This is a genomic window from Actinoallomurus acanthiterrae (assembly GCF_054775715.1).
The window spans coordinates 11069862-11087731 of the sequence record NZ_BAAHCO010000001.1 but is presented as its reverse complement, the minus strand read 5'-3'; the positions used below and the strand labels follow the sequence as shown (position 1 = coordinate 11087731).

The 17870-nt window shown below is 71.7% G+C and carries 19 protein-coding genes and 1 pseudogene; 9 read left to right on the top strand and 11 right to left on the bottom strand.

Annotated elements, in window-relative coordinates:
* Positions 1-39: 39 nt before the first annotated feature.
* Together ACYVF7_RS52265 and ACYVF7_RS52260 are read right to left on the bottom strand one after the other, a co-directional pair.
* The gene (locus ACYVF7_RS52265; protein WP_460354725.1) at positions 40-1443 is read right to left on the bottom strand and encodes an MFS transporter; all 1404 of its coding nucleotides are present in this window, start codon (positions 1441-1443) and stop codon (positions 40-42) included.
* Positions 1444-1497: 54 nt separating this feature from the next.
* Entirely contained in the window at positions 1498-2358 is an 861-nt protein-coding gene (locus tag ACYVF7_RS52260; RefSeq protein WP_460354722.1) for an oxidoreductase, read from the bottom strand.
* Positions 2359-2466: 108 nt separating this feature from the next.
* On the opposite strand from ACYVF7_RS52260, the gene ACYVF7_RS52255 reads away from it, so the two are divergent.
* Positions 2467-3354, top strand: a complete 888-nt coding sequence (locus tag ACYVF7_RS52255; RefSeq protein WP_460354719.1) for a LysR family transcriptional regulator — start codon at positions 2467-2469, stop codon at positions 3352-3354.
* A gap of 9 nt (positions 3355-3363) precedes the next feature.
* On the opposite strand, the gene ACYVF7_RS52250 is transcribed toward ACYVF7_RS52255, so the two are convergent.
* The 4 genes from ACYVF7_RS52250 to ACYVF7_RS52235 all read right to left on the bottom strand — a co-directional run bounded on the left by ACYVF7_RS52250 (position 3364) and on the right by ACYVF7_RS52235 (position 6491).
* A complete protein-coding gene (locus ACYVF7_RS52250) occupies positions 3364-4038 on the bottom strand; it encodes an HAD family hydrolase (protein WP_460354717.1) in 675 nt (224 codons plus the stop codon).
* 307 nt (positions 4039-4345) lie between these two features.
* On the bottom strand, positions 4346-4963 hold the full coding sequence (locus tag ACYVF7_RS52245; protein WP_460354714.1) for a hypothetical protein: 618 nt from the start codon (positions 4961-4963) through the stop codon (positions 4346-4348).
* Between the two features lie 569 nt (positions 4964-5532).
* The gene (locus ACYVF7_RS52240) at positions 5533-5700 is read right to left on the bottom strand and encodes a DUF397 domain-containing protein (protein WP_460354711.1); all 168 of its coding nucleotides are present in this window, start codon (positions 5698-5700) and stop codon (positions 5533-5535) included.
* Positions 5691-6491 (bottom strand): helix-turn-helix domain-containing protein, encoded by an 801-nt coding sequence (locus tag ACYVF7_RS52235; protein ID WP_460354709.1) that lies wholly within the window; start codon positions 6489-6491, stop codon positions 5691-5693. The genes ACYVF7_RS52240 and ACYVF7_RS52235 overlap by 10 nt, the downstream gene beginning before the upstream one ends.
* 143 nt (positions 6492-6634) lie before the next feature.
* On the opposite strand from ACYVF7_RS52235, the gene ACYVF7_RS52230 reads away from it, so the two are divergent.
* Both ACYVF7_RS52230 and ACYVF7_RS52225 read left to right on the top strand, forming a co-directional pair.
* Positions 6635-7438 (top strand): ATP-binding protein, encoded by an 804-nt coding sequence (locus ACYVF7_RS52230; RefSeq protein ID WP_460354706.1) that lies wholly within the window; start codon positions 6635-6637, stop codon positions 7436-7438.
* Between the two features lie 237 nt (positions 7439-7675).
* Positions 7676-8479, top strand: coding sequence for a TPM domain-containing protein (locus tag ACYVF7_RS52225; protein WP_460354703.1), 804 nt, complete (start codon positions 7676-7678; stop codon positions 8477-8479).
* 35 nt (positions 8480-8514) lie between these two features.
* Here the strand turns inward: ACYVF7_RS52225 and ACYVF7_RS52220 are convergent, their stop codons facing one another.
* Complete coding sequence (locus ACYVF7_RS52220) at positions 8515-10014, bottom strand: FAD-dependent monooxygenase (RefSeq protein ID WP_460354700.1); 1500 nt, start codon at positions 10012-10014, stop codon at positions 8515-8517.
* A gap of 78 nt (positions 10015-10092) precedes the next feature.
* On the opposite strand from ACYVF7_RS52220, the gene ACYVF7_RS52215 reads away from it, so the two are divergent.
* From ACYVF7_RS52215 to ACYVF7_RS52205, 3 genes are read left to right on the top strand one after another with little or no spacing between them, the layout of a single operon-like run.
* Positions 10093-10509, top strand: coding sequence for a MerR family transcriptional regulator (locus ACYVF7_RS52215; RefSeq protein ID WP_460354698.1), 417 nt, complete (start codon positions 10093-10095; stop codon positions 10507-10509).
* Positions 10510-10563: 54 nt separating this feature from the next.
* Positions 10564-11022 carry a GbsR/MarR family transcriptional regulator gene (locus ACYVF7_RS52210; protein ID WP_460354696.1) on the top strand — a complete coding sequence of 153 codons (459 nt, stop codon included), beginning with the start codon at positions 10564-10566 and terminating at the stop codon, positions 11020-11022.
* Positions 11019-12173, top strand: a complete 1155-nt coding sequence (locus ACYVF7_RS52205; RefSeq protein WP_460354694.1) for an FAD-dependent monooxygenase — start codon at positions 11019-11021, stop codon at positions 12171-12173. Before ACYVF7_RS52210 ends, ACYVF7_RS52205 begins: the two co-directional genes overlap by 4 nt.
* 3 nt (positions 12174-12176) lie before the next feature.
* Here ACYVF7_RS52205 and ACYVF7_RS52200 read toward each other — a convergent pair whose 3' ends face one another.
* Positions 12177-12650, bottom strand: a complete 474-nt coding sequence (locus tag ACYVF7_RS52200; RefSeq protein WP_460354692.1) for an Lrp/AsnC family transcriptional regulator — start codon at positions 12648-12650, stop codon at positions 12177-12179.
* A 106-nt stretch (positions 12651-12756) separates the two neighbouring features.
* Between ACYVF7_RS52200 and ACYVF7_RS52195 the strand changes: the two genes are divergently transcribed.
* Positions 12757-14049 (top strand): amino acid permease, encoded by a 1293-nt coding sequence (locus ACYVF7_RS52195; RefSeq protein WP_460354690.1) that lies wholly within the window; start codon positions 12757-12759, stop codon positions 14047-14049.
* A gap of 4 nt (positions 14050-14053) precedes the next feature.
* On the opposite strand, the gene ACYVF7_RS52190 is transcribed toward ACYVF7_RS52195, so the two are convergent.
* Entirely contained in the window at positions 14054-14686 is a 633-nt protein-coding gene (locus ACYVF7_RS52190) for a TetR/AcrR family transcriptional regulator (protein WP_460354687.1), read from the bottom strand.
* Positions 14687-14827: 141 nt separating this feature from the next.
* Between ACYVF7_RS52190 and ACYVF7_RS52185 the strand changes: the two genes are divergently transcribed.
* Positions 14828-15553 carry an SDR family NAD(P)-dependent oxidoreductase gene (locus ACYVF7_RS52185; protein ID WP_460354685.1) on the top strand — a complete coding sequence of 242 codons (726 nt, stop codon included), beginning with the start codon at positions 14828-14830 and terminating at the stop codon, positions 15551-15553.
* A 70-nt stretch (positions 15554-15623) separates the two neighbouring features.
* On the opposite strand, the gene ACYVF7_RS52180 is transcribed toward ACYVF7_RS52185, so the two are convergent.
* Positions 15624-15833 (bottom strand): aromatic-ring hydroxylase C-terminal domain-containing protein, encoded by a 210-nt coding sequence (locus tag ACYVF7_RS52180; protein ID WP_460358568.1) that lies wholly within the window; start codon positions 15831-15833, stop codon positions 15624-15626.
* A gap of 304 nt (positions 15834-16137) precedes the next feature.
* Positions 16138-17061: pseudogene (locus tag ACYVF7_RS52175) on the bottom strand (FAD-dependent monooxygenase); the annotation flags it as partial.
* Positions 17062-17189: 128 nt separating this feature from the next.
* Here ACYVF7_RS52175 and ACYVF7_RS52170 point away from each other — a divergent pair.
* Positions 17190-17843 carry a TetR/AcrR family transcriptional regulator C-terminal domain-containing protein gene (locus tag ACYVF7_RS52170; protein WP_460354682.1) on the top strand — a complete coding sequence of 218 codons (654 nt, stop codon included), beginning with the start codon at positions 17190-17192 and terminating at the stop codon, positions 17841-17843.
* Positions 17844-17870: the final 27 nt, after the last annotated feature.

The following is a 17870-nucleotide window of genomic DNA, read 5'->3' as shown; positions in this document are numbered from 1 at the left end:
CTGGCCGGGGTCCTTTTGCCGTCCCGCTCGCGGCAGGCCTCACGCCCGCCTGCCCCGCGGCAGCGTCAGTGTCGCTCCCGCCGTCAGTACGAGCCCGGCCGCCGCGACGAGCATGCTCCAGCGCATGCCGGCCAGGAATGTGTCCGCCCCCGCCACCAGCGCCCCGAAGGCCGCCACCGCGATCGCTCCACCCACCTGGCGGCCGGTGTTGAGCACGGCGCCCGCGGTGCCGGCCCGGTCCGCGGGCACCGCGTCGAGCAGCATCGCGGTCAGCGCCGGCACCGCAAGCGCCCCGCCCAGGCCGACCGGCACCATCAGCAGTGCCACCGCCCATACATCGGTGTGCGCGCCGACTGTGGTCAACGCCGCCAGCCCGGCCGTCCCGAGCAACTGTCCCGCGACCATCGGCACCCGCGGGCCGAACAGCCCCGCCAGCTTCGCCGATGCCAGGTTCACCAGCGCGACCAGTGCCGTCATCGGAATGAACATCAGGCCCGTGCGCAGCGCGGACTGCCCGCGCTCCTGCTGCAGGTACAGGCTGAAGATGAACACCCCGCCGTAGTAGGCGGCATTGAGCATGAAACCGACCACCAAGGAGACCGCCACCACCCGCGAGCGGAACAGCGGCAGCGGGAGCATCGGGTGCGCGCTCCTGGCCTGCGCGGCGAGGAAGGCCACTGCCGCGGCCCCGGCCGCCAGCAGCGACACCACCACGGGTGGCCGGCCGAAGCCCTCGGCGCCGCCCTCGATCACGCCGTACGTCAGCGCGCCCATCGCGACCACCGCCGTCACCTGCCCGACCACGTCCAGCCGCGAGGGCAGCCGCGGGGAGGCCGGCACGCGGGCGAGCAGGGTGAGCGCCAGCAGGCCCGCCGGGAGATTGACGAAGAAGATCCACCGCCACCCGACGGAAGCGGTGAGTGCCCCGCCGAGCACCGGCCCGGCCGCCACCGCGACCGCGCCACCCACGGTCCAGAGGGCGATCGCCCGCGCCCGCTTCGCCTGATCGGGAAAGCCCTGCCAGACCAGGGCGAGGGACGCCGGCATCATCACCGCTGCCGCGGCCCCCTGCACCAGTCGCGCGACCACCAGCACGCCGAGCCCGGGCGCGAACCCGCACGCCGCAGAGGCCAGCGCGAAGAGCACCAGCCCGCCGGCGAACGCCCGCCGGGCCCCGATGCGATCGGAGAGGGCGCCCGCGGAGAGCATCAGGGCAGCGAACATCAGCGTGTATCCGTCCACCACCCACTGCAGGCCGGACATGCCACCGCCGAGGCTGCGGCCGATGTGGGGCAGTGCGACGGTGACGATCAACGCATCCAGCGAGATGAGGAAGAAGCCCAGCATGGCGGCGCCGAGCACCACGGGAGATCCGCCCCGGACCGCCTCCGGCGCCGCGGCAGCGGTGCGGGCGGCAGGGGAGGGCGTGGGCAGGGATTTCATCGGGTCACTCCTGTGACGTTTGCTTTTCGCGATGGTCGCGGTCGATGGTGGGGGTCAGGCGTCGTCGAAGTCGGTGCCGCGCGAGACGGGCTCCCATTCCCGGAGCTCCTCGCGGATCGCGTCCGCGTGCGCGACGAGGGCGTCGACGGCGTCGTTGCCCAGCGGCAGGCGCAGCGGCGTCTTCTCCGCGTCGAGTGCGGTGAGGATGGCGGCGGCGGCCTTCTCCGGGTCGCCGGGCTGCTGCCCGTGGGCGCCGGCCGCCATCGCCCGGGTGGGGCCGACCGTCTCGGCGTAGGCGTCCATGGGCGCCGACTGGTAGAGCGCGCCGCCGAACAGGCTCGTACGGAAGGCGCCCGGCTCGACGATCAGCACCTTGATCCCGTACGGGGCGGCCTCCTGCGCGAGCGCCTCGGACATCCCCTCGAGGGCGAACTTGGTCGCCGAGTACGCCCCGAACCCGGCGAACGACAGCTGCCCGCCCATGCTGCTCATCTGCACGATGGCCCCGGATCGCCGGTCGCGCATGTGCGGCAGCACCGCCCTGGTGAGCGCGGCGGGGCCGAAGAAGTGCACGTCCATCAGCTCGCGGAACTCCCGGTCGGTCGTCTCCTCGACCGCGCCGATCTGGCTGCGGCCGGCGTTGTTGACGAGGACGTCGATCCGGCCGTACCAGAGCATGACCTCGGCGACGACGGCGGCGACGCGGGCGGTGTCGGTGACGTCGAGCTGGACGGCGTTCACCCGGTCGGGATGGGCGGCGACCAGGTCGTCAAGGACCTCCGGCTTGCGGGCGGCGGCCACCACGGTGTCACCGGCGGCCAGCGCCGCCTCGGCGATCGACCGGCCGAAGCCGGAGGACGCACCGGTGATCAACCAGACCCGGCCGCTCGCCGCACGCGTGTTCTCAATGCTCATTTCGCTGACTCCCGTCGACGTGCTGATGTCTCCGTTATGTCAGCGGATGGAGGAAGCCGTCCAAGACAGAAGATCGTTTGAGCGATAAAGAGCGTTTATCATCGCAGCGTGGAGCTGCGTCAGTTGCGCTACCTGGTCGCCATCGACGACGAGGGGAACGTCGGCCGTGCCGCCGAGCGGCTGTTCGTCAGCCAGCCCGCCCTCTCGTACGCCCTCAAGAACCTCGAGGCGGAGTTCGGCGTACGGCTGTTCGACCGGCACGCCGGCGGCGTGACCGCGACACCGGCCGGCCGCGACGTGATCACCGAGGCCCGCCGTACGCTCCACCAGGCCGAACGCGTCACCGCCGCCGCCGAACGCCACCGCAGGGGCGCGACCGGCGTGCTACGGGTCGGGTTCGAAGCGAGCGGCGCGGGGGAGCTGACGACGCGCGCCCGCGCGGAGTTCGCCCGCCGCCATCCGGGCGTACGGGTCGAGCCCAAGCGGTTCGACTGGGGCGAGGAGGCGGCGGCGCTGCGGGACGGCCGCGTCGACGTCGCCTTCGTCTGGCTGCCCGCCGACCTGACCGGAATGCGCAGCGAACTCGTGCACACCGAGCCGAGAGTGGTCGGCCTGTCCGCCGGGCACCCGCTCGCCGGGCGTACGGAGATGTCGATCCTCGACGTCAAGGACGAGCCGCTCATGTGGACCGAACGCGCGCCGCGCGCGTGGGTCGACTGGTGGGCGGTCAACCCTCGGCCGGACGGATCGGCCCCGCGCTGGGGGCCGACCAACGACAACGTCGAGGAGATGCTGGAGCAGGTCGCGGAGGGCATCGCGATCTGCTTCGCGCCCACGAGCATGGCCCGCTACTACGCCCGGCCCGACCTCGCCTGGGTCCCGCTCACCGACGTCGAACCGCTCCGCGTCGCACTCGCCTGGCCCGCCACCACGGACAACCCGCTGGTCCACGGCTTCGCCCACGTCGTAGCAGAACTCGCCGCCGACCCCCCGTAGAGCCCGCGCTCACCGGGCCGCGCGGTGGACCCGCTCGACGCTGCCGACCAGGTCGGACAGGTCGGGCAGGACGGCGTCCACGATCGACGGATCGTCCTTCTCGCCCAACCGGTTGATCCACACCCGGGGAATGTTCAGCGCATGGGCCGGCCGCATGTCGTGGAAGTAGCTCTGCGCGATGTGAACCCAGTTGTCCCGGGTGACGCCGAAGGATTCCGCGAACCGGTGGAAGTGATCGTGGGCGGGCTTGTAGCCGCCGACGTCCTCCGCCGTCACGACCGCGTCGATCGGGACCACGAGACGACGCTGAGTCTCGCCGATCACGTCACGGTCGCAGTTGGTCAACAGGGCGATCCGCCAACCGGCGTCGCGCAGTCGCGCCAAGGCCCGGCGGGTGTCGGGGAAGACCGGCCAGTAGGGGATCCCCGTGGCCAGCACCGACGCGTCGTCCGGCAGCAGATCGAGTCCCGCCTCCCCGGCCGCCCGGCGTAGCGACTCCGTGAGGACGTCTCGGTAGCGCATCGCCGGGAAGTCGCGCTGCACCTCGGGCTCATGGCGGTTGTAGATCTCCAGCAACTCGGCACCGCGACCGGGGAACAGCAGCTCAGCGCCGGTGGCGATCCCGTGCCGCCAGTCGACCAGGGTGCCGAAACAGTCGAACGTCGCCCAGCGGATCTCACTCATCGTCGCCTCCTGGGTGGAAGAACAGGACACAGTCAGTCTGCGGTGACCTCAAACCGGCACGCCGCTGACCGAGAACGGACTGGCGACGGAGTTCGGCGTGGCCAGGCCGACGGTGCGGTCGGCGCCGCAGGAGCCGGCCGCCCGGCACCTGGCACAGCGATCCGGCCGGTCGCCGCAGGTGCTCACGTTCACCCCGGACGCCGTACGTGACCTGTTCTTCGTGCGTACCCTCTGGAAGCGGAGGCCGTACGGCGGATCATCGCCGAGGGCCGATCGCTCGCGCCTGCCGAGGAGGCCCTCGCGGCGTTCAATAGGCGACATTCAGGAGAGAGGTGTTGAAGGCAAAGTCGTTCCCGGCCCACCCAGCCTCCACCTCGATCCGGCCGTGCGCACGGAGGGGCACCGCCCTCGTGGCGAGCACCGGTCGGGTGGTGGTGGTCTCTCGGTAGTTCTCGCCGTCCTTCGAATGGTCCGTGAGCTCCGTGGCGTACGTGGCGATCGAGACGTTGGTCCGGTACATCCGCTTGTCGTACTTCGGGTCCTTCTTCAGCAGGGCCCACGCAGTTCCGCAGACGGCGGACCGCATGACGATGAGGGTGCCGCCCCGCTTACCCCTCACGGCGCCCATGTCACCGATGACGGGGAACGCCCGTACGACCGTGCTCTGGTACTCACCGTGCGTGGTGGCGCACATCTTTATGCCCCGGCCGGTGTTCGCCGGAACAACGGTCGACATGGAGAGGGACACCTTCGGGTCGCCGGACACGGACCTACCGGGCCCGCCGGCGGTCACCTTGGCCGCCGCGGCGGCGGTGGCGCTGGACGCCGATATGGACGGAGCGATGGCGTTCACCGTGACCGCGACCCCGGTGGCGACGACCGCCGCGATCAGCAGGGGCTTTCGCCGCCGATTCTTGGTGTCCATCCGTATCTCCCCGAGCTCGGATGAGCGCGGCACCGCACTCATGATCATGGGTCTCATAAGTGAAGATGTCCTGCAGACCCCCAAAGTTGCTCGGCCGCGCCGAGAAATTTCGGCGTCCTGCGCACCGAAACGTTTAGGCCCAGGTCACGCGCGTCACCGCCACGCGAGCCACCCCGGTCGGCGAGCTCAGACGAGGCGGTCCGGTCGGCGGACGCGAAGCCGCTCGCGGGTCTCGGGGGGTCTCTGGATCACCGGCCGGGCTGGGCTCAGTTGTGCGTCGCGTCGTTCTTGTACGACACGTATGACGCCGCCTGCGCCGGCGTACCGGTCACGATCAGCCCGGTCAGGCCGAGCGCCGCGGCTCCTATGATCGTTCGCTTCATTGAGCGTTCCTCTCTCTACGGGGAGTGACGCTCAAATCTCCACTCCAAGATCAACTCGGCAGTGGCCTATTAATGATCATGGAACGGCGTGGCAGTGAACGGCCGATGGACGGCCGCTCACCGCCACGTGGACGGATGTCGTACGACCGGGAGAGACGCCGGACGCTCGTCCGGTGCGATCGCCGGTCAGGCGCGGTCGTCGCCGGTGAGGGACAGCACTGCGACCTCGACGCAGTCCCCGCCGTTGTCACCGCTGCGACTGGCCTTGCGCCAGACCGCGACCTGGACGCAGTTCCCGCCGTTGTCGCCGCTGTGGGTGGACGTGCGCCACTCGGGGGTGTGGGTCAGCACCATCGTTCCTTCGCCGTCCTCGTGATCAGATCGAGGGACTGATCGATCGGCAGCGCCCGCGACCGGATCGACTCGAACCGTTTGGTCAGCGTCGCCACGTCCGCCGGCTCGCCCGTCGTGATCCCACGCGCTGCCGTCTCCACGTACGCTACCTCCCTCCGATCGTCGAGTGTGGCGAGCACGAAGGACCCGTTGACACCTCGGTGCAGCCCGCAGGGGAGGATCTGCACGCTGATCCGCTCGGAGACCACCGTGACCAGGTGCTGGAGCTGCTCGCGCATGACCTCGGGGCCGCCGACCTCGCGCCAGAGCACGGCCTCATCGAGCACGCAGGTGATATAGGGCGGCTCCGGCTCGGTGCGCCGGAGGATCTCCTGGCGTGCCAGCCGGGCGCGCACCGCCTGGTCGTCGCCGTGCAGCAGGGCTCGCGCGTATGCCTCGGTCTGCAGGAGGCCGTAGACCAAGGCGAGCTGGAAGCTGCGCAGCAGGTCGGCGGCGGACTCGTAGATCGGCCAGTCGAACCATGGCGGGTGGACGCTGCGTTTGAGGAGGCCGTCCCAGAGGCGGGAGAGGATGCCGTTTCCGTCGAGGGCGTTGTCCATTGCGACGGCGAAGTCGCGGAGCGGCATGTCCTCGGCGCGCTCGACCGAGCCGATGTGGGAGCCGCTGTAGTTGGCCTTCGACCCGGCCTGGTCCTGGGACAGGCGGGCGCGCTCGCGCAGGTAGCGCAGCTCCGCGCCGAAGAGGGCGAGGGGCGAGGACGACGGGTCGAGGGGGTTGGGTCGGCGCGGCATGAGCCACCTCCGTTGGCGGGTGTTCGCAACCGGCGGGGGCCGGTTGACCGACATGTAACGGAGTGTAGAGATAGCCATTACTCCATGTGAGTCCGTCGGCGAGCCTGTGGAAAACAATTCCGGTGCACAGGCGGTGGGTGAGCATGGACACGACGATCGGGGGAGTCGCTCCGCGGGTCGTACCGGCCGGCGGGTGCGCGGCCTGGCTTCTGCCCGCAGGGCCGACGGGGGCGGGGTTCGCGCGGAGCGTGCTCAAGGCGGTGTTCGGCGAGCTGCGGATGCCCGCCGTTACCACGTACGACGCCGCCGTCGCCCTCTCCGAGCTGGCGACCAACGTCCACCTGCACGCCTACGGCGGCCAGGTCCCGATGCACCCGCCGTTGGCGGGCCTGCCGGAGCTGTGGGCGTACGTGCGATGGCGCGCGCGGCCGGAGGTCGTCCTCGCCGTGTACGACTCGGCGCCCTGGCAGGGCCCACTGCCGGACGGGCGGCTGCGGCCGTCGCCGGACGCCGAGGGCGGGCGCGGGTTCGAGGTGGTGGACGCGCTGACCGCCGAGTACGGCGGCGAGTGGGGCGTGCGCCGGACCCGGTCGCGGCTCGGCGCGGGACTCGTTCCAGGGAAGGCCGTGTACTTCACCGTGCCCGTACCGGCCGGGCTCGTCGCCCCGAGGCCGAGCCCGGCGCGGCGGACGGCGGAGGAGATCCACGCCCTGCTCGCCGCCCGGGGCCTCGGACCGCTGCAACTGGCCATCGGCTACGGCATGGCCGTCATCTGCGTCCGCGCCGGGGTGCACGTCTGGGTGCGCGAGGGGTCGATCTCCTACCGGGTGCCGGGCCTGGGCACCGTACGCCACCCGCCGTACGACCGCGTCGAGGTGGTCGAGCGCATCGTCGGACACTGCGCGGACCTCGATGCCACCGACGCGACTGATCGCCGTCGCTGTTGACTCCCTGCCGTCGGCATGGCCGGTCGATTGCCCGAATCGTTGGGGTTCGCGCGTCAACGGCGACGGCAATGTGTCGCTCGCGCCGAACGGTGAGCCGTGCAGGGCCACCGTTGGCCACACCCGGACACGGTGAACCGATCGATCATGGCCACCGTCCAAGGGGCCGTCCGCGACGCCATGGAGGAGAGTGCGATGGGTCGATTCCCCCGAAGAGCGCTGCGAGGCATGGTCCGGTTGATGACGGTGCCCGCATTCGCCGTGGTGCTGCTCTTCGGCGGCCAGGCGTCGGCTGCGACCCCGGAACCGTCGGTGAATCCCTCGGAGACGTCCTCCGCCGCAGTGAAGATCACCGACGACTCGCACGTGTTGTCGCGGGCCGACCGTTCCTCGCTGCGGACCACCGCCTCCCTCTTCGGCTCAGCGAACTCGGACCCGATCTCGATCTACACCACGACCGACCTGGCCCGGGACAAGGACGCCTTCGACCAGCGGTACGGGAACCTGCGCGGATCGGCGCCGAACAACGTCGTCATCATCGCCGTGAACACCAAATCCCGGCACATCATCGTCACCAGCGGGACCAGTTCCGGGCTGTCGGACTCCATGGCCGACACGGCACGTGAGGACTTCACGAGCAGCTTCCAGATGGAGCCGAATTACGGTAAGGCGCTGAACTCCGCACTGACCTACATCGAGACCGCGTTGCATCTGCAGGCGACGTTCTCGCCGCCCGAATCCGTCGGTGCCGGATCGAAACATCACGGTGGTTCCGGAGCACTCCTCGCCGTGGTGCTGTTCATCGCGCTCATCATCCTGATCGGCGTCGCCGCCAAAGGTGCGGGAGCGCGGAGCTCCGGCGGCGGATCGGGCGGCTGGCGGTATCGGAGCTACGAGGATCAGTCTTCGTATGTGGACTCCGGCGCCGCCTTCAGCGCCTTCGACTCGGGATCGTCCAGTGACTTCTCCAGCGGAGGCGGCGATTCCGGCGGGTACACGTCGGGCGGCGATTCGGGTGGCGGCACCTCGAGCGGCGACTTCTGAACGACCGCCACCGCGGCCCCCCGGGGTGGCCGCTCCTACGAGCGGCCCAGACCGCGGAGTGCGGCCTGCATGGACTCCTCCGTGGTGCCGCGCCAGGCCACGAAGCCGTCCGGCCGTACGAGTGCGGCGTCGTCCATCGTGCCGAGTTCGTGCACGTCCATCCCCAGCGCGGCCGCCTGCGCTCGCCACCGCCCGCCGCCGGTACCGGTGAACAGCGTCCAGCGCGAGCCCGCCAGGTCCACGGTGGAGACGCGGCCGGTCCCGGCGGAGTCCACCCAGCGATGCGGGAACCGGTGGCCGGGGCGGACGGCGTCGTCCAAGGGGTCGGATTCGGTGGTGTCGTACGGCGGGTAGGCGTAGCACATCATGCCGCGCAGGTAGTCGGCGGCGAGCTTCTCGTACAGGAGGTTCGGGTCGCCTTCCAGCGACAGGTAGCCCTGATGCATCCGGCGGGAGACGGCCAGGGACGCCTGAGCGGCGGCACGGCGTTCGGGCTCGTAGGTGTCGAGGAGCGCCGGGGTGAACTCTCCGCGCAGGACGGCGGCGATCTTCCAGGCGAGGTTGTGGCCGTCCTGGATCCCGGTGTTCATGCCGAGCCCGCCCGCCGAACTCTGCACGTGGGCCGCGTCCCCGGCCAGGAAGACTCGGCCCGCCCGGAAGGAGGAGGCCATGCCGATGGCGGCCTCCCAGGCGTTGACGGCGTGCAGTTCGATCGGGATCGTGTCATCGCCGATCACGGCCCGCAGCAGCGCGACGGTCTCGGCCTCGGTCAGGTCGGCGAGGCCTTCGGGCTTGCCGGGATAGTCCATGAGGTGCGAGGACCACTGGTCCCGCCCGTTCTTCGACATCAACGTGGCGTACACCGCGTCGTTGCGGACGATGCACATGTGCGTGCCCCATTCCCGCAGGAAGGGGCCGAGGTCGGCGCGGAAGAAGGCGGTGTTGGGACGCGAGATGACCTCTCGATCGGGCACCGTGATGTCCAGCCGCGCGCGTACGTCGCTGTTCGCCCCGTCCGCGCCGATCACATACTCGGCCCTGACCTCCCAGTGCTCGCCCGTGGCGGCGTCCGCGATCCGCGCGCGTACGTGGTCGGCCTCGGGGGCGAGGTCGACCAGCCGTGCGCCGAACCGGACCTCGCCGTCGCGGCGGCGCAGTTCGTCCAGCGCGAGGCGCTGCACCTGGTCGTGCGTCAGGACGAGACGGGGATTCACCGGGCTGCAGGTCTCGAGCATTCTGGAGTACCGCTCCGGCAGCCCGCCCTCGTGCAGGGTGACGCCGAGCCCGTGGTCTCTGAAGACCGTCCGCATCGGCGCGCCGCCCTCCCAGCCGACGTCCGTCAGCGCCCGCTCCAGCCCGATCGAGCGGAACACCTCCAGCGTCCGCAGGCTCGTGCTCGCGCGCGGCACCGCCGATATCGAATCCCGCTTCTCGACGACCAGAGGCCGAACGCCCCAGTGGGCGAGGAACAGGCCCGTCGACAGGCCGACCGGCCCCCCGCCCACCACCAGCACCGGCACATCCTGAACACGCATCGAACGCTCCCTCTCGCTGTTTCCCGAATGAGACCTTCACCCTGCACGCTCAAGCCGACTTGAGCGCAAGATGGCGGCATGGGACACGAGCGCTACTCGATCAGTCAGGTCGCCCGCTGCTTCGGCACGCCGGTGTCGACGCTGCGTTACTACGACGACCTGGGCCTCCTGCCGGCCGCCGAACGCCGGGGGAACGTCCGCCACTACGGCCACGCGGAGCTGCGCCGGCTCGCCCTCATCCAGCGTCTGCACCAGCACGGCCTGGTCAGCCTGGCCGACACCGCCACCCTGATCAGCGACGACCCTGACCGGCCCTCCGGACGCGAGGTGCTGACCGGTTCGATCGAGGCGATCAAGCGGCAGATCGATCACCTGCGGAGCGCCCAGAAACTCCTCGAGCACCTGCTGACCTGCCCGAGGGCCGACCCGGTCCGCGAGTGCACCCAGCTGCGCGCCGAACTCGGCCAAGCCGTCGACGACGCACTCGCCCGTTGATCATCTAGTAATTTCAGTACATACTGAACAAGCTAGATAGTTGTGGAGGTAGGGATGGCCGAGTCGCATGCCGACGGCGATCGGGTGCTGGAGTGGGTCGAGCGGGTGGCGATGTTCTGCGCCGACGAGTACGGCGTGCCGCCGATCGCGGGACGCGTCCTGGGATGGCTCATGATCTGCGACCCGCCCGAGCAGTCCGCGGGTCAGATCGCGGCCGCGATCGGGGCGAGCCGGGCGTCGCTGGCGACGAACATGCGGATGCTGACCGACGCGAAGTTCGTACGCCGTCGCACCCGTCCCGGTGAGCGCACGCAGTACTACCGGGTGGACGACGACGCGTGGGAGACGGTCATCCGGCGGCGCATCGCCGGTCTGACCGCGTTCCGCGACATCGCCGCCGACGGCATGGAGCTGGCCGGAGCCGACAGCGCCCGCGCGGCGCGCCTGCGAGCGGCGCACGACGTCTACGACTGGATGGCCAAGCTGTTCGCCGACGCTCCGCAGCCGAGATGACGCCGAAGGCGGTCGTGGCCGGTGGAGGCATCGGCGGGCTCGCGGCGGCGATCGGGCTGCGCCGGGCCGGCTGGTCGGTCACCGTGCTGGAACGGGCGGCGGAGCTCCGGGAGCTCGGCGCCGGGTGGTCGTTCGCGCCGAACGGGGTGCGAGCGGTCGAGGCCCTGGGCGTGGCCGAACGGTTCCGGGCCATCTCGACGCCGAGCCACGCGGGCGCCACCCTGCGGACCCCGGACGGTGCGTACCTGATGCGGTTCCGGCCCGGCCGCGACGTCGCGCTCCTGGCCGACCACCGCGCCGAACTGCACCGCGTGCTGGCCGACCAGGTCCCCGGCGAGTCCCTGCACACCGGGTCCGAGGTGACCGGCGCACGCCTGTCAGAGGGCGGAGTGACGGTCGCCTACCGCACCCGCGACGGCGTCCGGGAGACGACCGCCGCGCTGCTCGTCGGGGCCGACGGGATCAACAGCGCGGTACGCCGGGCCCTGTGGCCGCAGGCGCCCGCGCCGGTGTTCCAGCGGATCCTGTGCTGGCGCGGGGTGACCGCGCCGGGCGCGGCGGAGCCGACCGAGGGCTTCCAGACCTGGGGACGCGGGGCACGGTTCGGGGCGCATCCGCTCAGCGGACGGCGGGTGTTCTGGTTCCTCGCCGTCCGGCAGGCCGAACCCGGCCTGCGCTACGACGACGACCTCGCGGAGGTACGGCGGCGGACCGCCGGGTGGCACGCGCCGATTCCCGCGCTGCTGGACGCCACTCCCGCCGGGTCGGTGCTCTGCCACGACATCTACGACCTGGATCCGCTGCCGTCGTACGTCCATGGCCGGGTGGCCCTCCTCGGCGACGCGGCGCACGCCATGACCCCGTTCCTGGCGCAGGGAGCTGGCCAGGCCCTCGAAGACGCGGTCGTCCTCGCCGCCGAACTGGCCGACGCCACTGACGTCCCCACGGCACTGGCCGCGTACGACCGGGCCCGCCGGCCGCGCGGCCGGCAGGTCGCCCGCATGGCCCGGCTCGACCCGAGGATAAGCCTGTCCACCTCGCCGGTGACCTACCGCCTGGCGACCGTACTCACCCGCCTGGCGCCCGCGGACCTCAGCGGCCGCAAGACGGCCCGCCTGTGGTCCTGGACGCCGCCGCCCGGGCGGCGATGAGACTCAGGGCGCGGGGGCCGGGGCGTCGAGGCGGTCGAGCACCGTGTTGCGGACCTGCTGGAAGATCACCGAGGTGCGGAAGCCGGCGACCTCCCGGCGCGTGCTGAGCCGGTCGACCAGGACGGCGTGCAGGTGCTCGAGGTCCTGCACCGCGACGTGCAGGAGGAAGTCGTCGTCGCCGGAGATGACGAACACGCTCAGCACCTCCGGAAGCCGGGACGCGAAGTCCTTGAACTCATCGATGATTGGCCGGCTGGGCACCCGCAGCTTCACCGAGACGAAGGCCTGCACGCCCCGGTTCAGGGCGGGGAGGCTGATGTCGGCGTGGTAGCCGCGGATCACCCCGCGGCGGGTGAGCGTGCGCACGCGTTCCAGGCAGGTCGACGGCGCGATGCCGAGCCTGCGGGCCAGTTCGCGGTTGGACTGCCGCGCATCCGTTTGGAGAAGGCGCACGATTTCAACGTCGAGTTCGTCCATGACCGGATTATCCACCCGAATTCCGGACGAACGTTCGGTGGCAGGCGGAATCCGGCGATCGTATGGCTACCGTCGAGGCGAATCACCCACCAGCGAGGAGGACGACGTGACGCTGCCGACGCGGAGCCACCCGGCGAGGCCGGTCGCCGACGTCCCCGAGCACCGCCTGGGCCTGGCGCAGGGCACCGCGCTGTTCGTCGGGGCCGTCCTGGGCCCTGGCGTGCTGGCCCTGCCGCAGCTGGCCGCCGCGGCGGCCGGGCCCGCCTCGATCCTCGCGTGGGCGGTGCTCCTGGCGCTGAGCGCGCCGGTCGCGCTGACCTTCGCGGCGCTGGGGGCGCGGTTTCCCGACGGGGGTGGGGTCGCGTCGTTCACCGCGCGGGCGTTCGGGCCCCGGACGGCGGCGGTCGTCGGATGGTGGTTCTACGGCATCGTCCCGGTGGGCACGCTGGCCGGTGCGCTGATCGGCGGCGACTACGTCGTCGCGGCCGTCGGGCTGGACCGCTCGTGGGCCGTGGTGGTGGCGATCGCCCTGCTGGCGGCCGCGTTCGTCACGAACCACGGTGGGCTGCGCATGTCCGGCCGGGTGCAGCTCGTGCTGGTGTGCGGGCTGGCCGCGCTGCTGGCCACCGCGATCGTCGCGGCGGGACCGCGGTCGTCGTGGGCGAACTTCACGCCGTTCGCGCCGCACGGCGCGCTCGGCGTGGTGCACGCGGCCGGGGTGCTGTTCTTCGCCTTCGCGGGATGGGAGGCGGCGAGCCACCTGTCGGGGGAGTTCGCCGAGCCGCGGCGCTCGATGCCCCGCGCCACCGCGCTGACCCTCCTCATCGTCGGCGTCCTCTATCTCGGGCTGGTCGTCACCGTGATCGGCGTGCTCGGCGGCCGGGCCGCCACCTCACCGGTACCGCTCGCGCTGCTCCTGCAGGAGGGACTCGGGGACGGGGCCCGGGTCGCCACCGGCGTCGTGGCGGTGATCCTGAGCTTCATCGCGATCAACACGTACGTCGCCGGCGGGGCCAGGCTGGGAGCCGCGCTGGCCCGCGACGGCGCCCTGCCCGCGCCGCTGGCCCGCGGGTCGGCGGCCGGGCAGGTGCCGCACCGCAGCCTCGGACTGCTGGCGGCTCTCACGGCCCTGGTCACCGCCGTCGCCGTTCCGTACGGGCTCGGCCTGGACACCCTCATGCGGGCCACGGCGGCCTGCCTGGCCGCCGTCACGGTGATCGGAATGGCCGCCGCCGTCCGGCTCCTCACCGGCCGCGGCCGTACGGTGGCCGCGGCGGCGACCGTCTTCACCGGCCTGGTGCTGCTGTCCTGCGCGGCCTACCTCGTCGTGCCCGCCGTACTCGCCGTGGGCGGTGCGCTGGCCGGTCGCCGGCCCGGCCACGCCGAGGCCGATGGATGACCCCTTACGGCTTACCGGCGAGGCCCCGCAGCACCTCGTAGACCTGCTGCGGGGTGGGGGGACCGACGGGGAGCGGCCGGGTGGCGGCCTCCGTGCGCAGACCGTCGAGGAGGAAGGCGACACTGCGCCGCCAGGCGTCCGGGGCCGCGTCGGCGGCGGCGCGGGCCAGCAGGGCGTTGGCGCCGAAGGTGAACGCGAGGTCCTCGCCGGTGAAGTCGGGGCGTAGGGCCCCTGCGCGCTGGGCCCGCTCGATGATCCGATCGGACGCGTCCTTCGCCCGGTCGCAGACGGCCATGAGGCGCTCGGCGCCCGGGTAGCGGCCACTGAGGACGTCGGCGACCAGGGGATCGACGACCTGCAGTTCGCAGAGCTTCTCGATGTAGTACGCGAAGCCCTCCCAGGCGTCGTCGAAGGACAGGGCCTGCTTCGCGACCTCGTCGAGGCGGTCCGCCGCCAGGTCGGTCACCACCTCGTCGATGAGCGTCTCGCGGCTGCCGAAGAGGTTGTAGAGGGTGCCGTGGCTCACGCCGGCCCGCCGGGCGATCTCCTTCAGGGGCACGTGGAGGCCGCGTTCCTGGAAGAGCTCGGCGGCGGCTGCTCGCAGCTTCTCCGCGTTTCGTTGCGCGTCGGCCCGCATCCGGTCGTTCCTCCTGGTCCTGGCGTGGCGTTCCCCATGATCGCACCTCCCCGCCGGACATAACTTGACCCCTGGGTCGACTTCCATGCTAACGTGGAGGAATAAGTTGACCATGGGGTCAAGATAAAAGGAGCAGTCCCAATGTCCAAAGTGATCGCCGTCCTCGGGGGCGGCACCGGTCTCGGCGTGTCCGTGGCCCGCCGGTTCGGGAGCGAAGGCTTCCGGGTCGCCCTGGTGGCGCGCCGCAAGGACCGTCTGGACGCGCTCGTCGAGCAGCTCGCCGGCGAAGGCATCGAGGCGGCCGCGTTCTCCGCCGATCTGTCCGACCCCGCCGCGGTGCCCGCTCTCGTCGCGGCCGTTCGCGACCGCTTCGGCCGGATCGACGTGGTCGAGTACGGGCCGATCAGCGGCGACCAGGGCTTCACCCCGGCCGCCGAGCTGGACGCGGCCACCCTGGAGGGGCTGATCCCGCTGCTGCTGCTCACCCCGGTGGAGGTGGTCCGCGCCGCGCTGCCGGAGTGGACCGAGCGCGGCGACGGCGCCTTCCTGCTGACGCAGGGCTACACGGCGGTGCACCCGATGCCCCACCTCAGCGGTGTCGGCCCGGTCATGGCCGCCGCCCGCAACTACCTGTACTCCCTCAACGCCGAGCTGGCCGGCACCGGCGTCTACGCCGGCACCCTCTCCATCGGGGCCATGATCGCCCGCAGCGAGATCAGCGAGGTGGCCGCGGCCGCCTCCGAGTCGCTCGCGGGATTCCCGATCGTCGACCCGGACGACCTCGCCGCGTACTACTGGGACATGTACACCAAGCGCGACCGCGTCGAGCAGCTCCACCCCGAGCCCCCGCAGCCCACCGCCGGATGACCCGGCAAAGCCGGACGCCCCGGGGCCGCGTCGGCGGCCCGAATTCACCGGGGCCGGGGCGCCCGGAGCATCAGGCGTGGGCTTCCGGGCCGAACCAGCGGGTCAAGGCCTCACGGAGGCCGGTCTCGTCGTCGCCCGCCCAGGCGACGTAGCCGTCCGGCCGTCCGAGGAGCGCCTTGGCGGGTGGGGCGCCGACCGGGGTGGCCGTGACGACGTCGACGCGGTCGGTCCAGCCCCGGGCCGCCTTCCGTACGGCCGTGCCGTCGGTGAGGTCGAGCAGGACGGGCCGCGGCGTGGAACAGGTCTCCGGCCGGCTGCTCGCCGTCCGCCGTCTTGACGGTCAGGTCGGGAAGGAACCCGCCGGTGAGGGGATGGGACCCGGCCAGGTCGTAGCGGACCTCGAGCGCGCTGACCATGTTGCCGAGATGGCGGTTGACGGGCTCCAGCTCCATCAGCTCGGCGAACATCTCCCGCAGCGGCGTCAGCCGCGGATCCGGGTTCATGAGCGCGACCTGGGCGCGCGTGTTGTGCAGGACGCGCGCGGCGACGGGACGTCGTTCGGCCTCGTAGGTGTCCAGCAGCCCCTCGGCCGCCCGGCCGTCGATGGCCGCCGCCAGCTTCCAGCCGAGGTTCACCGCGTCCTGGAGGCCGAGGTTGAGGCCCTGGCCGCCGAACGGCGAGTGCACGTGGGCGGCGTCGCCCGCGAGCAGGACCCGGCCCCGCCGGTAGTGGTCGGCCAGGCGGGTGTTGTCGGTGAACCGGGACAGCCACTGAGGCGTGGCGGGGAGCTCGACCTCGCGGCCGACGACGCGCCGGATCGAGTCGGTCATCTCCTGCTCGGTCATCGGGGCCGTGCGGTCGGCGGGCGGTCCGTCGAACTCCACGGTCAGCACCCGGAACGGCGTGATCTGGACGATCCCGCCGTCGGTGCGGTGCCATCCCATCCCCGGGTCCTCCAGCAGCGCGGGCACGTGGACGTCGGCCAGCCGGCCGGTGATCGTCGGGTCGGTGCCGGGAAACGCGAACCCCGCGAGCCCGCGTACGGCACTGCGCCCGCCGTCGCAGCCCACCAGGTATTCCGCGCGCCACACCCGCGACCCCTCCGGACCGTCGGTCTCGACCGTGACCCCGTCCTCGTCCTGGGCCACCCCGGCGATCGCCGTTCCGCGACGGATCTCGGCGCCCAGCTCGACGGCGCGCTCGGCGAGCACCGCCTCGATCGCGGCCTGCCCTGACGCGAGGAGCCTCGGGTACCGCGTCCGCAGGCGATCGAGCCGGATCGTGCGGATCCCGGCGAAGTGCGCGAGCGCGATCGGCGACCGCGCGACCTTGCCGCCGGGACCGGCAAAGCCGCCTCGCTCCTCGAAGCGCTCCACGAGGCCGCGCAGCTGCACCGTCTCGATGCTGCGGGGGTGCAGGCCGAACGCCTTCGAGTACGGCACCGGCTCGAGAAGCGGGTCGACGACGAGCACGTCGACGCCGTGCAGCCGAAGCTCGGCGGCCAGCATCAGCCCGACGGGCCCGGCGCCGGCGATGAGGACCTGAGTGTCCACGGAGGGGCTCCTTAACTTGTTAAGTGACGGGCCTAGATTCTCCTTAACGCGTTAAGCTGTCAACCCGGACAAGGAGGAAACCCATGGCGATCGACCGGGATCACGCGGTCCGTACGGCCCTGCGCCTCCTCGACGCCGAGGGCCTCGACAAGCTGTCCCTGCGCCGGATCGCCGCCGAGCTGGACGTCCGCGCGCCCGCGCTGTACTGGCATTTCGCGAACAAGCGCGCCCTGCTCGACCATATGGCCGACGTGATCCTCGCGCCCGCCGTGCCCGCGCTCGCCGGGCCCGCCCACCCCGACGAATGGCCGCAGTGGCTGCTGCGGACCGCCGAGCTCCTGCGCTCGACGCTGCTCGCGCACACCGACGGCGCCAGGATCGCCCTCGGGGCGAACCTCATCCGAGCGGTCGCCCTCGGGATGTTCGTCGAACGCACCGCCCAGGTCCTGCACGCCGCCGGCTTCACCCTCCGCGACGCCTCCCGCGCGGCGGGCTCCTTCACCTGGTTCGTCGTCGGCCGTACCGTCGAGGAGCAGGCGCTTCCGGAGCTCGACGCCGCCGACGTCGAACAGGCTCGGAGGCTCTTCCCGACCATCGCCCATGGCGCGACCGAACGCCAGGCCACCGACGACAACCAGGAGGAGGCCTTCCGGTTCAGCGTCCAGATCATGATCGCCGGATTGCGCGCCATCCGGGGAGACGACGCGGGCGAAGCGCCCAAGGGCCGCACCCCGTGATCACGGGACGGCCCCTGAGCGCACCGT

Excerpts from the sequence above, each read along its gene's own strand:
- ACYVF7_RS52215 (WP_460354698.1), top strand. The coding sequence starts at position 10,093 with ATGGGACACGAGCGCTACTCGATCAGTCAGGTCGCCCGCTGCTTCGGC.
- ACYVF7_RS52230 (WP_460354706.1), top strand. The coding sequence starts at position 6,635 with ATGGACACGACGATCGGGGGAGTCGCTCCGCGGGTCGTACCGGCCGGC.
- ACYVF7_RS52205 (WP_460354694.1), top strand. The coding sequence starts at position 11,019 with ATGACGCCGAAGGCGGTCGTGGCCGGTGGAGGCATCGGCGGGCTCGCG.
- ACYVF7_RS52190 (WP_460354687.1), bottom strand. The coding sequence starts at position 14,686 with ATGCGGGCCGACGCGCAACGAAACGCGGAGAAGCTGCGAGCAGCCGCC.
- ACYVF7_RS52185 (WP_460354685.1), top strand. The coding sequence starts at position 14,828 with ATGTCCAAAGTGATCGCCGTCCTCGGGGGCGGCACCGGTCTCGGCGTG.
- ACYVF7_RS52260 (WP_460354722.1), bottom strand. The coding sequence starts at position 2,358 with ATGAGCATTGAGAACACGCGTGCGGCGAGCGGCCGGGTCTGGTTGATC.
- ACYVF7_RS52225 (WP_460354703.1), top strand. The coding sequence starts at position 7,676 with ATGACGGTGCCCGCATTCGCCGTGGTGCTGCTCTTCGGCGGCCAGGCG.
- ACYVF7_RS52235 (WP_460354709.1), bottom strand. The coding sequence starts at position 6,491 with ATGCCGCGCCGACCCAACCCCCTCGACCCGTCGTCCTCGCCCCTCGCC.
- ACYVF7_RS52200 (WP_460354692.1), bottom strand. The coding sequence starts at position 12,650 with ATGGACGAACTCGACGTTGAAATCGTGCGCCTTCTCCAAACGGATGCG.
- ACYVF7_RS52220 (WP_460354700.1), bottom strand. The coding sequence starts at position 10,014 with ATGCGTGTTCAGGATGTGCCGGTGCTGGTGGTGGGCGGGGGGCCGGTC.
- ACYVF7_RS52245 (WP_460354714.1), bottom strand. The coding sequence starts at position 4,963 with ATGGACACCAAGAATCGGCGGCGAAAGCCCCTGCTGATCGCGGCGGTC.
- ACYVF7_RS52170 (WP_460354682.1), top strand. The coding sequence starts at position 17,190 with ATGGCGATCGACCGGGATCACGCGGTCCGTACGGCCCTGCGCCTCCTC.
- ACYVF7_RS52240 (WP_460354711.1), bottom strand. The coding sequence starts at position 5,700 with ATGGTGCTGACCCACACCCCCGAGTGGCGCACGTCCACCCACAGCGGC.
- ACYVF7_RS52210 (WP_460354696.1), top strand. The coding sequence starts at position 10,564 with ATGGCCGAGTCGCATGCCGACGGCGATCGGGTGCTGGAGTGGGTCGAG.
- ACYVF7_RS52265 (WP_460354725.1), bottom strand. The coding sequence starts at position 1,443 with ATGAAATCCCTGCCCACGCCCTCCCCTGCCGCCCGCACCGCTGCCGCG.
- ACYVF7_RS52250 (WP_460354717.1), bottom strand. The coding sequence starts at position 4,038 with ATGAGTGAGATCCGCTGGGCGACGTTCGACTGTTTCGGCACCCTGGTC.